The sequence below is a fragment of the Luteimonas viscosa genome (genome assembly GCF_008244685.1).
In the GTDB taxonomy this organism is placed as follows: Bacteria; Pseudomonadota; Gammaproteobacteria; order Xanthomonadales; family Xanthomonadaceae; genus Luteimonas; species Luteimonas viscosa.
This window is the reverse complement of record NZ_VTFT01000002.1, coordinates 349,223-363,877: the sequence shown is the minus strand read 5'-3', so window position 1 is coordinate 363,877 and position 14,655 is coordinate 349,223. Positions and strand designations below refer to the sequence as shown.

11 protein-coding genes are annotated in these 14,655 nt (G+C 70.0%); 2 read left to right on the top strand and 9 right to left on the bottom strand.

Features of this window, described 5'->3' with window-relative positions; genetic code table 11:
* Nucleotides 1-4: 4 nt before the first annotated feature.
* Genes greA through carA form a run of 3 tightly spaced genes read right to left on the bottom strand, consistent with a single transcriptional unit; the run spans nt 5 to nt 4,884 of the window.
* A complete protein-coding gene (gene greA / locus FZO89_RS16250; protein WP_187471230.1) occupies nt 5-469 on the bottom strand; it encodes a transcription elongation factor GreA in 465 nt (154 codons plus the stop codon).
* Nucleotides 470-496: 27 nt separating this feature from the next.
* A complete protein-coding gene (gene carB / locus FZO89_RS16245; RefSeq protein ID WP_149104467.1) occupies nt 497-3,748 on the bottom strand; it encodes a carbamoyl-phosphate synthase large subunit in 3,252 nt (1,083 codons plus the stop codon).
* Complete coding sequence (gene carA / locus FZO89_RS16240) at nt 3,748-4,884, bottom strand: glutamine-hydrolyzing carbamoyl-phosphate synthase small subunit (RefSeq protein ID WP_149104466.1); 1,137 nt, start codon at nt 4,882-4,884, stop codon at nt 3,748-3,750. The genes carB and carA overlap by 1 nt, the downstream gene beginning before the upstream one ends.
* Nucleotides 4,885-5,066: 182 nt before the next feature.
* Between carA and FZO89_RS16235 the strand changes: the two genes are divergently transcribed.
* Nucleotides 5,067-5,558: a hypothetical protein gene (locus FZO89_RS16235; protein ID WP_149104465.1), complete on the top strand. Its 492-nt coding sequence runs from the start codon at nt 5,067-5,069 to the stop codon at nt 5,556-5,558.
* Between the two features lie 6 nt (nt 5,559-5,564).
* Here FZO89_RS16235 and dapB read toward each other — a convergent pair whose 3' ends face one another.
* The 6 genes from dapB to hrcA form a co-directional block, all read right to left on the bottom strand.
* Entirely contained in the window at nt 5,565-6,278 is a 714-nt protein-coding gene (gene dapB / locus FZO89_RS16230; RefSeq protein ID WP_149104464.1) for a 4-hydroxy-tetrahydrodipicolinate reductase, read from the bottom strand.
* A 62-nt stretch (nt 6,279-6,340) separates the two neighbouring features.
* Complete coding sequence (locus tag FZO89_RS16225) at nt 6,341-7,648, bottom strand: sensor domain-containing phosphodiesterase (protein ID WP_187471229.1); 1,308 nt, start codon at nt 7,646-7,648, stop codon at nt 6,341-6,343.
* A gap of 168 nt (nt 7,649-7,816) precedes the next feature.
* Entirely contained in the window at nt 7,817-8,938 is a 1,122-nt protein-coding gene (gene dnaJ / locus FZO89_RS16220) for a molecular chaperone DnaJ (protein WP_149104462.1), read from the bottom strand.
* A gap of 123 nt (nt 8,939-9,061) precedes the next feature.
* Nucleotides 9,062-10,981, bottom strand: a complete 1,920-nt coding sequence (dnaK, locus tag FZO89_RS16215) for a molecular chaperone DnaK (RefSeq protein ID WP_149104461.1) — start codon at nt 10,979-10,981, stop codon at nt 9,062-9,064.
* 107 nt (nt 10,982-11,088) lie between these two features.
* Entirely contained in the window at nt 11,089-11,595 is a 507-nt protein-coding gene (gene grpE / locus FZO89_RS16210; protein WP_149104460.1) for a nucleotide exchange factor GrpE, read from the bottom strand.
* Between the two features lie 44 nt (nt 11,596-11,639).
* Complete coding sequence (hrcA, locus tag FZO89_RS16205) at nt 11,640-12,701, bottom strand: heat-inducible transcriptional repressor HrcA (protein ID WP_149104459.1); 1,062 nt, start codon at nt 12,699-12,701, stop codon at nt 11,640-11,642.
* A 249-nt stretch (nt 12,702-12,950) separates the two neighbouring features.
* Between hrcA and recN the strand changes: the two genes are divergently transcribed.
* Nucleotides 12,951-14,621 carry a DNA repair protein RecN gene (gene recN / locus FZO89_RS16200; RefSeq protein ID WP_149104458.1) on the top strand — a complete coding sequence of 557 codons (1,671 nt, stop codon included), beginning with the start codon at nt 12,951-12,953 and terminating at the stop codon, nt 14,619-14,621.
* The last annotated feature ends 34 nt before the right edge of the window (nt 14,622-14,655 follow it).

The window sequence follows — 14,655 nt, the reverse complement described above, 5'->3', positions numbered from 1 at the left end:
AGGCTCAGCCGCCGTAGCTCACGCCGACGATCTCGAATTCCCGCGCGCCGGCGGGCGCCTCGATGGTGACGCTGTCGCCTTCGTGCTTGCCGATCAGCGCCCGCGCCACCGGCGAGGAGATCGCGATCAGGCCCAGCTTGATGTCGGCCTCGAGGTCGCCGACGATCTGGTAGCGCCGTTCCTCGTCGGTCTCGACGTCGGCGATGGTCACGGTGGCGCCGAACACCACCTTGTCGCCGGCATCGAGCTTGGACACGTCGATGACGTCGGCGTGCGACAGCTCGCCCTCGAGCTGCTTGATGCGGCCCTCGATGAAGCCCTGCTGCTCGCGCGCGGCGTGGTACTCGGCATTCTCCTTGAGGTCGCCGTGCGCGCGCGCCTCGGCGATCGCGTTGATCACCGCTGGGCGCTTGACCGACTTCAGTTCCTCGAGCTCGGCGCGCAGGCGTTGCGCGCCGGCCATGGTCATGGGTGCTCTCATTCGATTCCGTCCCTCTCAGCCGTCCGTGCGCAAGGTTTCGTGCAGTTCCTGCAGCGCCCACACCGGGCCGCTGCCGCGATAGTCCAGAGAATGCAGCAAGGCCCGGGCACCGGCAACCGTGGTCGAATAGGTGACACGCTGCTGCAGCGCCTCGCGCCGGATCGAGAACGAGTCCGCGATCGCCTGGCGCCCCTCGGTGGTGTTGACGATGTAGGAGATCTCGCCGTTCTTGATCAGGTCGACGATGTGCGGCCGGCCCTCGAGCACCTTGTTGACCTGCTCGCAGTCGATGCCGTGCTCGCGCAACCAGCTGGCGGTGCCCGCGGTGGCGACGATCGCGTAGCCACGCTCCACCAGGTCGCGCGCCACCGGCAGCACCCGCTGCTTGTCCGGATCGCGTACCGAGACGAAGGCCTTGCCGCCGGCCGGCGGGGCCTTGATGTTGGCCGCCTCCTGCGCGCGCGCGAACGCGGCGCCGAAGTTCCGGCCCACGCCCATCACCTCGCCGGTCGAACGCATCTCCGGGCCGAGGATCGGGTCGACGCCCTGGAACTTGGCGAACGGGAAGATCGCCTCCTTGACCGAGAAGTAGTCGGGCACGATCTCGCGCGTGGCGCCCTGCTCGGCCAGGGTCTTGCCGGCCATGCAGCGCGCCGAGATCTTGGCCAGCGCCAGGCCCGTCGCCTTGGACACGAACGGCACCGTGCGCGATGCGCGCGGATTGACTTCCAGCAGGAAGATCACGTGCTCGCCGTCGTCCCCGAGCTGCACCGCGAACTGGGTGTTCATCAGCCCGATCACATCCAGCGCGCGCGCGAGCGCGACCACCTGTTCGCGCAACTGCGCCTGGACTTCGGCGGGCAGCGAGTACGGCGGCAGCGAGCACGACGAGTCGCCCGAATGCACGCCGGCCTCCTCGATGTGCTCCATCACGCCGCCGATCAGCACGTTGCCTTCACGATCGGCGATCACGTCGATGTCGACTTCCACCGCGTTGTCGAGGAAGCGGTCGAGCAGCACCGGCGAATCGTTCGACACCTTGACCGCGTCGCGCATGTAGCGGGCGAGGTCGACATCGGCGTGCACCACCTCCATCGCGCGGCCGCCGAGTACGTAGCTCGGGCGCACCACCAGCGGGTAGCCGATCTCCCGCGCCAGCACCAGCGCCTCGTCTGCGCTGCGGGCGGTCCGATTCGGCGGCTGCCGCAGGCCGAGCCGTTCGACCAGCTGCTGGAAGCGCTCGCGGTCCTCCGCCAGGTCGATCGACTCGGGCGAAGTGCCGATGATCGGCACGCCGTTGGCTTCGAGCGCGCGCGCGAGCTTGAGCGGAGTCTGGCCGCCGTACTGCACGATCACGCCCTTGGGCTTCTCCAGCTCGACGATCTCCAGCACGTCCTCGAGCGTGAGCGGCTCGAAGTACAGGCGGTCGGAGGTGTCGAAGTCGGTCGAGACGGTCTCCGGGTTGCAGTTGACCATGATGGTCTCGTACCCGTCCTCGCGCAGCGCCAGCGCGGCGTGCACGCAGCAGTAGTCGAACTCGATGCCCTGCCCGATCCGGTTCGGTCCGCCGCCCAGGACCATGATCTTGTCGCGATCGGTCGGCTCGGCTTCGCACTCGTCCTCGTAGGTCGAGTACAGGTAGGCGGTGCTGGTGGCGAACTCGGCCGCGCAGGAGTCGACGCGCTTGTACACCGGGCGCACGCCGTGCGCGCGCCGCAGCGCCCGCACCGCCTGTTCGTCGCTGCCGACCAGCTGCGAGAGCCGGGCGTCGGAGAAACCCATGCGCTTGAGCGCGCGCAGGCGCGCGCCGCCGAGCGCGTCGATCCCGGCCGCCGCCACTTCGCCCTCGACCGCGATGATCTCCTCGATCTGGTCGAGGAACCAGGGATCCACGAACGACAGCGCGTGCACCTCTTCCACCGACAGCCCGGCGCGGAACGCGTCGGCGAGGTAGAACAGCCGCTCCGGGCCAGGCTCCTTCACCTCGCGCCGCAACGTCGCCAGGTCGGTCTCGTCGGCCAGGTCCAGGCCGGTGGGATCGAAGCCGACCTTGCCGGTCTCCAGCCCGCGCAGCGCCTTCTGCACCGACTCCTGGAAGGTGCGGCCCATCGCCATCACCTCGCCGACCGACTTCATCTGCGTGGTCAGGCGCGCATCGGCCTGCGGGAACTTCTCGAACGCGAAGCGCGGGATCTTGGTGACGACGTAGTCGATAGACGGCTCGAACGAGGCCGGGGTGCGGCCACCTGTGATCTCGTTGCGCAATTCGTCGAGCGTGTAGCCCACCGCCAGCTTGGCCGCGACCTTGGCGATCGGGAAGCCTGTGGCCTTGGACGCCAGGGCCGAGGACCGCGACACGCGCGGATTCATCTCGATCACGACCACGCGGCCGGTCTGGGCGTTGATCCCGAACTGCACGTTGGAGCCGCCGGTATCCACGCCGATCTTGCGCAGCACCGCGATCGAGGCATCGCGCAGGCGCTGGTATTCCTTGTCGGTCAGGGTCTGCGCCGGGGCGACGGTGATGCTGTCGCCGGTGTGCACGCCCATCGGGTCGAGGTTTTCGATCGAGCAGACGATGATGCAGTTGTCCGCGGTGTCGCGGACCACCTCCATCTCGAACTCCTTCCAGCCCAGCACCGATTCCTCGACCAGCACTTCGCCCACCGGCGAGAGCTCGAGCCCGCGCTTGACGATGTCCTCGAACTCCTCGCGGTTGTAGGCGATGCCGCCCCCGGATCCGCCCAGGGTGAAACTCGGGCGGATGATGGTCGGATAGCCGACGCGGGTCTGGATGTCGACCGCCTGCTCGAACGAGCGCGCCACCTCGGCCTTCGGGCATTCCAGGCCGATCTCGCCCATCGCAACCCGGAACAGCTCGCGGTCCTCGGCCATCATGATGGCCTCGCGCTTGGCGCCGATCAGCTCGACGCCGTACTTCTCCAGCACGCCGTTGTCGGCCAGGTCGAGCGCGCAGTTGAGCGCGGTCTGCCCGCCCATCGTCGGCAGCAGCGCGTCGGGCTTCTCCTTGGCGATGATCTTCTCGACCGTCTGCCAGTTGATCGGTTCGATGTAGACCGCGTCGGCCATGTCCGGGTCGGTCATGATCGTGGCCGGGTTGCTGTTGACCAGGACCACGCGGAAGCCTTCCTCGCGCAGCGCCTTGCAGGCCTGCGCACCGGAGTAGTCGAACTCGCACGCCTGCCCGATCACGATCGGCCCGGCGCCGATGATCAGCACGGTCTTGATGTCGGTGCGCCTGGGCATCAGTTGCTTCCTGCGGAGTGGTTCGACATGGACGCCACGAAGCGGTCGAACAGCGGTGAGACGTCGTGCGGGCCCGGCGAGGCTTCCGGGTGGCCCTGGAACGAGAACGCGGGCGCGTCGGTCAGCTCGATGCCCTGGTTGGTGCCGTCGAACAGCGAGCGGTGGGTGACGCGCACGTTGGCCGGCAGCGTCGATTCGTCCACCGCGAAGCCGTGGTTCTGCGAGGTGATCATCACCCGGCCGCTGTCGAGGTCCTGCACCGGATGGTTCGCGCCGTGGTGGCCGTGCGGCATCTTCGAGGTCCTGGCGCCCGCGGCCAGTCCCAGCAACTGGTGGCCCAGGCAGATGCCGAACAGCGGCACCTTCCGCGCGACGAACGTGCGGATCGCGGCGATGGCGTAGTCGCAGGGTTCCGGATCGCCAGGACCGTTGGACAGGAACACCCCGTCGGGGCGCATCGCCATCACTTCTTCGGCCGGCGTCTGCGCGGGGACCACGGTGAGCTCGCATCCGCGTTCGGCGAGCATGCGCAGGATGTTGTGCTTCACGCCGTAGTCGTAGGCGACCACCCTGAACTTCGGCGGCGTGGCCCCGAACGCGTTCGTGTCGAGATCCAGCGAGCCTTCGGTCCAGGCATACGTCTTCGCGGTGCTGACTTCCTTCGCCAGGTCCATGCCCTTGAGGCCGGGGAACTTGCGCGCGGCCTCCAGCGCCTTGTCCACGTCGACCTCGCCGGCCATCAGCGCGCCGTTCTGCGATCCGCGATCGCGCAGCAGGCGGGTGAGCTTGCGGGTGTCGATCCCCGAGATCGCGACCAGCCCGCGCGCGCGCAGCCATTCCGGCAACGCGACCTCGCTGCGCCAGTTGCTGGGCCGGCGCGGCACGTCGCGCACGATCAGGCCACAGGCCCAGACCTTGCGGGCTTCGTCGTCCTGGTCCGTGCAGCCGGTGTTGCCGATGTGCGGATAGGTGAGCGTCACCAGCTGGCGCGCGTACGAGGGATCGGTGAGCACTTCCTGGTAGCCGGTCATGGCGGTGTTGAACACCACCTCGCCGACCGACAGGCCGTTCGCGCCCACGGAAACGCCCTCGAATACGGTGCCGTCTTCGAGGACGAGGATTGCGGTTTCGGTCACTGGCTTCGCCTACGTGAGGTTGCAAAAAACCGCCGGAGCGGGCGGAACCGGTCCGGAGGCGGGGGGAATCAGGCGAGCGGGAATGATACCGGGCGACGGCCGAAAAGGAAAACCCGCTGTACAAGCCCCGGGACGCAGGCTAAGTTGATTCCGGCGGCGAAAGCCGTGCGCCCGGGGGGGCCATGAACGACAAGACCGTGTATGCCAAGACGCCCGCCGGGCAACAGGAAATCGGGGAGCGCAAGGCGGGCCTGGACATCCGCCAGCGGCGGTTGCTGATCCTGGTCGACGGCCAACGCAGCGTGGCCGAGCTGCGTGGCGTATCGGGGTTCCCGGACGCCCTGGCGCTGCTGGAAGGGCTGCAGGCCCATGGCCTGGTGGTGTCCACCGGCGGTCCTGCGGCGGCGGCCCCCGCCCCTGCCGCATCGAAACCCGCCGCCGTGCCGGCCGGGCCGCCCACCACCACCGCCGACCTGCGCGAACGTGGCCGCCGGGCGGCACGCGCGGTCAGCGATCTGCTCGGACCGATGGGCGAGGACCTCGCGATGCGGCTGGAGGAAGTGAAGTCGGCCGAGGCGCTCGAGGACCTGCTCACGCGCTCGCGGCGGATGCTGGGCGAGGTCCGCGGCAAGTCCGCGGTCGCACGCTTCGAGCAACTGCTCGAACAAGACTAGTCCGGCTCAGTCGAACAGCAGCTGGCGCAGCCCGTAGCGTCCCGGGGGGCGCCGCACCAGCCTGATCGCCGCCTGCAGCGCGCCCTGCGCGAAGATGTCGCGGTTGCCTGCGCGATGGACCAGCTCGATCCGTTCGCCCATGGTCGCGAACTGCACCAGGTGTTCGCCGACGATGTCGCCCGCGCGCAGGCTTGCGTAGCGCGGCGTGGCACCGCCGCGAGACGCGGACGCGCCCAGCGCCAGCGCGGTGCCGGAAGGCGCATCGCGCTTGTGCGCGTGGTGCGATTCGACGATGTCGCAGTCCCAGCCCGGGAGCGCCGTCGCCGCGCGCTCGACCAGTTCGTCCAGCACCGCGACGCCGACGCTGAAGTTGGCCTGCCACAGCACCGGGATACGGCCGGCGGCGGCATCGAGCGCGGCGCGCTGTGCATCGGACAGGCCGGTGGTGCCGGACACCAGCGCCGCGCCGCGCGCCTCGCAAAGGGCGCGGACGGCATCGAAGCCTTCTGGCAGGCTGAAATCGACCGCGACATCGAACGCCGGCGTGCCCGCAAGCTCGGACGCGGCGAAATGCGGCGTCCCGTCGACCACGCGCTGGCCGACCGAACGCTGGACCGCGGCCACCACGCTCACGTCCTTCATGCCCGACGCAAGCCGCAGCAGCGCCTGCCCCATGCGGCCGGAGGCACCGTGGACCAGTATTCGTACGGGTTTGTCCATGGCCGCAGGCTAGCCGTGCGCGCCACCCGCCGACAAGCCCCTCGCTGCCCGGGCGAAGCCGATCAGGTCAGCTGCGGCGCCCCGATGAAGTAGCCCTGCCCGCACGCCACGCCGATCCGCCGCAACGTCCGCGACTCGGCGTCGGTTTCGACACCCTCCGCGACCAGGGTCGCCTGCGTGCCTTCGGCGAAGGTACACAGCGCCGCGATCAGCGACTGCAGCCGCGGACGGAGGTCGACGCCGCGCACCAGGCTCATGTCGAGCTTGATGATGTCGGGCGCGAGCGTGAGCACGTGTCGCAGGCTGGAGAAGCCGGCGCCGGTATCGTCCACCGCGATGCGGAAGCCGCGCGCCTGCAACGCCGACAGCCGGGCGGCAAGCCTCGGGTAGTCCTCGACCGCGGTGTGCTCGGTGATCTCGAGCACGATCCGGGCCGGATCGACATCGCCCAGCACCTGGTCGAGCGCGTCGCTGCACGCGACCTCGGGCGATACGTTCAACGAAAGGTAGGCGTCACCGGCCGGCAGCGGGTCGGCCAGCGCCGCGCGCAGCGCCGCCAGTTCCAGTTCCACGCTCCGCCCGCAGCGGGCGGCATCCCGGAACCAGGTGTCGGTCGGCAGGCCGTATTCCTCCGGAAACCTCGCCAGCGCTTCCCAGCCGACGACGGTACCGTCCGTCATGCGGACGATCGGCTGCCTCGCCACGCGCAGGCGACCGTCGCGCAGCAGCCGGGTCAGGCGCCGCCGGGCCGCTTCGTCCCCGCTGTCGCGATCGGCTCGGTTCCCCGCACCGGCGGCGACTTCCGCCTCCCGGCGCGAGGCTTCGACCGCACGATGCAGGCTGGCGCCGGCGAGCGTGGCCAGGTGCTCGAGCGCGAGCGTTTCCGCGGGGCCGAAACAATGCGGCTCGCGCGAGGCGACCTTGAGCACGCCGACGGGCTGGTCGCCGAACTGCAGCGGCACGACCACCATCGAGCGCAGTCCCACGCGCCGGCAGGCGTCGCGATCGACCCGCGCGTCCTGCTCGCTGTCGTCGCAGCGCAGCAAGCAGCCGCGCTCCATGCTCAGGCCCGACAGGCTGCCGGCGACGGGAATGCGCAGTCCCAGTTGCGCTTCCGCCATGCCGGAAGCGAACCAGTAGACCATCGCATCGCCGTCGCGGATCTCCAGGACGGCGCCTCCGGCGCCGGTCAGTTCCTGTGCGTGCAGGGTCAGCGCGGCCAGCACGTCCGACGGGCCGGGCCCGGAGGCCATGATCGCGCCCTGCGCCTCGACCACCCGCGTCAACAGCGACAGCGCCTCCGCATCCGACAGGCCGGTGCCCGCGTCCTGTGCGGCGCGCCGACGACGCTTTTCGACAAGCAACTGCATGGCCGCCTGCTTCCTTGGCATCCTCCGCCCCCCCTTGCGGGCGCCACGCATGCGGCGCCCATCGCGGACAGGCCGACCCTCCCACCGGCATGGTGGGCTGTCAAGTTGCAGGGCCGCATTGCCCGACTGCCGGCCGGTCGCCCCCGAACGCGGCGGGGAGACGCTGCATCAGGAGGTCATGCGCTCCCAGAAGCCGCGCACGCCGTCGACGAAGGTGCTGGATTTCGGCGAATGCCGACGCGCACCGTCGCCGACGAAGGTGGCCTCGAACCTGTCGAGCAGGTCGCGCTGTTCGGGCGTCAGGTTGACCGGCGTTTCGACCACCACCTTGCAGTACAGGTCGCCCGGCGCGCGGCTGCGCACCGACTTCACGCCCTTGTCGCGCAGGCGGAAGACCCGGCCGGTCTGGGTTTCGGCGGGAACCCGGATCTCCGCCTCGCCGCCGAGGGTCGGCACGCGCACCGCGTCGCCCAGCGCGGCCTGCGAAAAGCGGATCGGCACTTCGCAGTGCAGGTCGTCGCCGTCGCGTTCGAAGATCGGGTGCGGACGCACCCGGACCTCCACGTACAGGTCCCCGGGAGACGAACCGGCCGGGCCGGCCTCGCCCTCCCCCGCCAGGCGGATGCGATCGCCGTTGTCGACGCCCGCCGGGATCTTCACCGAGAGCACCTTCTCCTCCTCGACGCGGCCATTGCCGTGACAGGTCTTGCAGGGGTTGGCGATGGTCTGGCCGCGTCCGTGGCAATGCGGGCACGGTTGCTGCATCGAGAAGATGCCGCGCTGGAAGCGCACCTGGCCGCGTCCGTGGCAGGTGCCGCAGGTCTCGAGCTTGCGGTCTTCCGAGCCGGTGCCGGCGCAGTCGCCGCATTCGGCCAGGGTCGGGATCTCGATGCGCTTCTCCAGGCCGGCCACGGCTTCCTCGAGATCGAGTTCCATCACGTAGCCGACGTCGGCACCGCGCCGCGGCCCGCCACGCGCGCCGCCACCGCCGAAGATGTTGCCGAAGATGTCGCCCATGTCGGCGCCACCGAAGCCGCCGGGGCCCGCGTTGCCGCCGCCCATGCCGTGCTCGAACGCGGCGTGGCCGTGCTGGTCGTAGAGGCGGCGCTTGCCGCCGTCGGACAGCACCTCGTAGGCTTCCTTGCACTCCTTGAAGCGCATCTCGGCCTCGTGGTCGCCCGGATTGCGGTCCGGGTGGAACTTCATCGCGCAGCGGCGATAGGCCTTCTTCAGGTCCTCCTCGCTGGCATCGCGCGGGACGCCGAGGGCTTCGTAGTAGTCGCGTTTCATGGAGACGGGATTCGTGATTCGTTATTGGTGATTCGGAACGGCGAAAGCGGACTCCAGGGGATCGTGATGGAAAAAGCGGAGCCGAAACCCCGCTTCTTCCAATCACCAGTCACCAATCACCAATCACTGCTTCTTCTCGTCGTCCTTGACCTCGGTGAACTCCGCGTCGACCACGTCGTCGTTGTTCGACGCCGCCGGACCGCCGGCATCGGCGCCCGGCTGCTGTGCGGCCGCGGCGGCCGCGAACAGCGCCTGCGCGGCCTCTTCCAGTCCCCTGGTCTTGGCCTCGATCTGGCCCTTGTCGTCGCCCTTCATCGCGGTCTCGACCTCGGCGATCGCGCCCTCGACACGACCGATGACGTCGCCCGGCACCTTGTCGCCGTTGTCCTTGATCGCGCTGCGCGCGCTGTGGATCAACGCGTCGGCCTGGTTGCGGGCGCCGACCAGTTCCTGGAACTTCTTGTCCTCCTCGCGATGCGCTTCGGCATCGGCGACCATGCGCTGGATCTCGTCGTCCGACAGGCCGGAACCGGCCTTGATCTCGACCTTCTGCTCCTTGCCGGTCTTCTTGTCCTTGGCCGTCACGTGGACGATGCCGTTGGCGTCGATGTCGAACGACACCTCCACCTGCGGCATGCCGCGCGGCGCGGCGTCGATGCCGGTCAGGTCGAAGCGGGCCAGCGACTTGTTGTAGCGGGCCTGCTCGCGCTCGCCCTGCAGCACGTGCACGGTCACCGCGGACTGGTTGTCCTCGGCGGTGGAGAAGGTCTGCGAGGCCTTGGTCGGCACCGTCGTGTTCTTCTCGATGATCTTGGTGAACACGCCGCCCAGGGTCTCGATGCCCAGGCTGAGCGGGGTCACGTCCAGCAGCAGCACGTCCTTGACGTCGCCGGCCAGCACGCCGCCCTGCACCGCGGCGCCGATCGCCACGGCCTCGTCCGGGTTGACGTCCTTCTTCGGCTCCTTGCCGAAGAACTCGCTCACCGCCGCCTGCACCCGCGGCATGCGGGTCTGGCCACCCACGAGGATGACCTCGGCGATGTCGCTGGCGCGCAGGCCGGCATCGTTGAGCGCGACCTTGCACGGGTCGATGGTCTTCTTCACCAGGTCGTCCACCAGCGCCTCGAGCTTGGCCCGGGTGAGCTTGATGTTCAGGTGCTTCGGGCCCGACGCGTCGGCGGTGACGTACGGCAGGTTGACCTCGGTCTGCTGCGCGCTGGACAGTTCGATCTTGGCGCGCTCGGCCGCGTCCTTCAGGCGCTGCAGGGCCAGCGGATCCTTGCGCAGGTCGATCCCCTGGTCCTTCTGGAACTCCTCGACCAGGTAATCGATCACGCGCTTGTCGAAGTCCTCGCCGCCGAGGAAGGTGTCGCCGTTGGTGGCCAGCACCTCGAACTGCTTCTCGCCATCGACTTCGGCGATCTCGATGATCGACACGTCGAAGGTGCCGCCACCGAGGTCGTAGACCGCGATCTTGCGGTCGCCACCGGCCTTGTCCAGGCCGTAAGCCAGCGCCGCGGCGGTCGGCTCGTTGATGATGCGCTTGACGTCGAGGCCGGCGATCCTGCCGGCGTCCTTGGTCGCCTGGCGCTGGCTGTCGTTGAAGTAGGCCGGGACCGTGATGACGGCCTCGGTGACCTTCTCGCCCAGGTAATCCTCGGCGGTCTTCTTCATCTTCTCGAGAATGCGCGCGGACACTTCCTGCGCCGAGAGCTTCCTGCCGTCGCTGGTCGCGACCCAGGCATCGCCGTTGTCGTGCTCTATGATCGCGTACGGCACCAGGTCGAGGTCCTTCTTGACCTCGGCGTCGCCGAACTTGCGGCCGATCAGGCGCTTGACCGCGTAGAAGGTGTTCTTGGGGTTGGTGACGGCCTGGCGCTTGGCGCTCGCGCCGACCAGCACTTCGCCGTCCTTGGTGTAGGCCACGATCGACGGCGTGGTGCGGTCGCCCTCGCTGTTCTCGATGACCTTGGCCTTGCCGCCGTCCATGATCGCCACGCACGAATTGGTCGTGCCGAGGTCGATGCCGATGATCTTTGCCATGATGGTTCCCTCTGGAATCTGGTCTGGTGGGCGGCGCTGCCGCCGATGACGCGTATCTGGGGCTGCCGCGACGGCGCTTCAAGCGTCGCCGGGCGGATGTTTCAGGATCAGTCGTGCTTGGCCACGGCGACGAGCGCCGGGCGCAGCAGCTGTTCGTTGAGGATGTAGCCCTTCTGGAACACCTGGACGACCGCCCCCGGGGCCACGTCCGCGGTCTCGACCGCACTCATCGCCTGGTGGCGGTCGGGATCGAAACCGTCGCCGGGCGCCGGGGCGACCTCGACCAGGCCGGCGTTCTCGCAGACCCGCGTGAGTTCGCGCAGGGTCAGCACCACCCCGTCGCGCAGCGGGTCCTCGGCGGGGGCGGTGTTGAGCGCGGCCTCGAGGCTGTCGAACACCGGCAGCAGTTCGCCCAGCAACTGCTTGTTGGCGAAGCGGCAGGCGTTGCGCACGTCGCGCTCGAGGCGCTTGCGCTGGTTCTCGATGTCGGCGCGGTCGAGCAGCGACTGCGCGCGAAGCTGTTCAAGTTCGGCCTCGAGGGCCTGGATCCGGCCTTCGGCGCCGTGTTCTTCCTCGGCCGCGGTGGCGGCGTCCTGCATGGGTTCGGTGGTCATGTCCTGGCGTTGGCTGGGCGGTCGTCTGGCCGCCGACCCGCCAGCTATGGGGCCGGCGGTTCCGGATTCAAGGCGGCGCCGAGCACGTCGGCGGCCGCCTGCACCACCGGGATCACGCGTTCGTAGGCCATCCGTGTGGGGCCGATCACGCCCAGCACCCCCAGCACCCTGCCGCCGGCGCCGTAGGGCGCGGTCACCAGGGAGACACCCTCCAGCGGCGCCAGCCCGGTCTCCTCGCCGATGAAGATGCGCACGCCGGGCGCCCGGATCGTGCGCTCCAGCAACTGCAGGATCTCGCGCTTTCGGGCGAATGCCTCGAACAGCTCGCGCAGGCGGTCGAGGTCGGACAGGTCCTGCACCCCGATCAGCCGGGTCTGGCCGGCGACCAGCATGTCGTCGCTGTCGGCCGGGGCCAGGGCCTGCTCGGCCAGTTCCACCGTGTGCGAGAGCAGCGCTTCCATCTCGTCGCGCGCGGCCTGCAACTCGTGCACCAGGGTGGCGCGGATCTCGGCCACCGGCCGCCCGGCGAAGTGCGCATTCAGGTAGTTGGCGACCCGCTCCAGTTCGGAACCGTCGTAGGGGCGGCGGGTCTGGATGATGCGGTTCTGCACGTCATGGTCGGCGAACACCAGGATCGCCATCACCCGCTGCCCGTCGAGCGGCACGAAATCGATGTGGCGGAAGGCGAACTGTTCGCGCCTGGGCACCGACACCACGCCGACGAAATGGGTCATCGCCGAGACCAGTTCCGAGGCGCTGCCGAGCAGCGACTGGGTGGTCCCCGAACCGCCGGCCAGTTCGCCGCGCAGCCGCGCCATCTCCGCATTGGGCAGCGGCTGCACCTGCAGCAGCGAATCGACGAACACCCGGTAGCCCTGGGCGGTGGGGATCCGTCCGGCCGAGGTATGCGGCGCCGACAGCAGCCCCTGGTCCTCGAGGTCGGCGAGGATGTTGCGGATCGTCGCCGGACTCACGTCCAGTCCCGAATGGCGGGCCAGGGTCTGCGAGCCCACCGGCCCGCCGTCGCGGATGTGCCGCGCGATCAGCGTGCGCAGCAGTTGCCGCGCGCGCGGGTCGAGGTGGGTACGGGGCGGAGGGACGGCCATCGCCGCGATTAGATCGCCGATCGTCCGTGCGGAGCAAGCGACGGGGGATTCCGCCCTGCGCAAGCCGGCCGGCAGCCGGGCGGCCCGCGGCGAAGGTGCCACGGGTGCGCGGCAGGGCGAGGGCCGGAGTGCACGCGACACCCGGACGACCATGCGGCCTCGCCGCGCCGATCCCCGGTCCGGCGCGGACTGCGCGCTGCCCGCATTGCGTCTCGGCGGTTGAGAACGCGCGCACTACAATGCCCGACCATGCTCAGGCGCCTCACCCTTCGCGATTTCGCCGTCGTCTCGGCCTCCGAACTCGAATTCGGCCCGGGCATGACGGTGATTTCCGGCGAGACCGGCGCCGGCAAATCGCTGCTGGTCGACGCGCTCGGCTTCCTGTCCGGCCTGCGCGCCGACGCCGGCATGGTCCGGCATGGCGCGGCGCGCGCGGAACTGCATGCCGACTTCGACCCCGCCGACGCGCCGGCCGCGCTCGACTGGCTGCGCGAGCAGGAGTTCGACGACGGACAGGCCTGCACCCTGCGTCGGACCCTGCGCGCCGACGGCGGTTCGCGCGCGTGGATCAACGGCCGGCCCGCGACCCTGTCGCAGCTCTCGCAACTGGCGGGGCTGCTGGTCGAGATCCACGGCCAGCACGAACACCAGGCGCTGCTGGAAAAGTCCAGCCAGCTCGCCCTGCTCGACGCCTTCGGCCGTCACGACGCGCCCCTGGCGGCGGTGCGCGAGGCGGCCGCACGCTGGAGCGCCCTGCTGCGCGAGCGCGATGCGCTGTCCAGGACCGGCGACGTGTCCGAGCGGATCGACTGGCTGCAGCACCAGCTCGGCGAGCTCGAGCGGGAGGACCTCCGCCCCGAGGCGCTGGAGACGCTGGTCGCGGGACACCGCCGGCATGCGCACGCGGCCAGCCTGATCGCGGCCTGCGATGAAACGCTGTCGGGCCTGTCCGGAGACGACGAAGGCCCGTCGCTCGAGCGGCGCCTGCAGCAGCTGCGCGGCGGCCTGTCGCGCGAGCGTGCGCACGAGCCCAGGCTGGAGGAAGTCGACGCCATGCTCGAGTCGGCCGCGATCCAGATCGACGAGGCCGCGCTGCTGCTGCAGCGCGTGCGCGACGACCTCGACCTGGATCCGGTCCGGTTCGAGGCGATGGACGCCACCCTGGCGCGTCTGCACGAACTGGCGCGCAAGCACCGGGTCGCGCCGGAGGCGCTGGCCGACACCCGGGCCGCGTTCGCTGCCGAACTCGAATCGCTGCGCGAGGCCGGCACGCGGCTGCAGGTGCTCGATGGCGAGATCACGACCGCCGCCGGCGCATGGCGCGAGGCCGCCGACGCCCTGGGCCTGGCACGCGCTGCGACCGCCGGACGCCTGTCCCAGGCCACCACCGGGCTGATCGGCGAACTCGGGATGGGTGGCGGCCGCTTCGAGGTGGCGCTGGAGCCGGTCGATCGCGACCGCCCCGACCCGCAGGGCGGCGAGCGCGTCGAATTCCTGGTCTCGGCCAACGCCGGGCAGCCGCCCAGGCCGCTGCGGCGCGTGGCGTCGGGCGGTGAGCTCTCGCGCGTCTCGCTGGCGATCGAGGTCGCCGCGCTCGGCTCGGACGCGGTGCCGACGATGGTGTTCGACGAGGTGGACTCGGGCATCGGTGGCGCGGTCGCGGAGATCGTCGGCCAGAAGCTGCGTGCGCTCGGCGACAGCCGCCAGGTGCTGTGCGTCACCCACCTGCCGCAGGTCGCCGCCCAGGGCCATGCCCATTACCGGGTCAGCAAGGCCGACCGCGACGGCCTCACCCACAGTGCGGTGCAGCGCCTCGATGCGAAGCAGCGCCAGGAGGAACTGGCGCGGATGCTCGGCGGGGTCGAGGTCTCGAAGGAAGCGCGGGCGGCGGCGAAGCGGCTGCTCGGGAACGCCGGCTGAGGCAACCCGCCCGGCGGCTTTCCGCTGGCGTCGC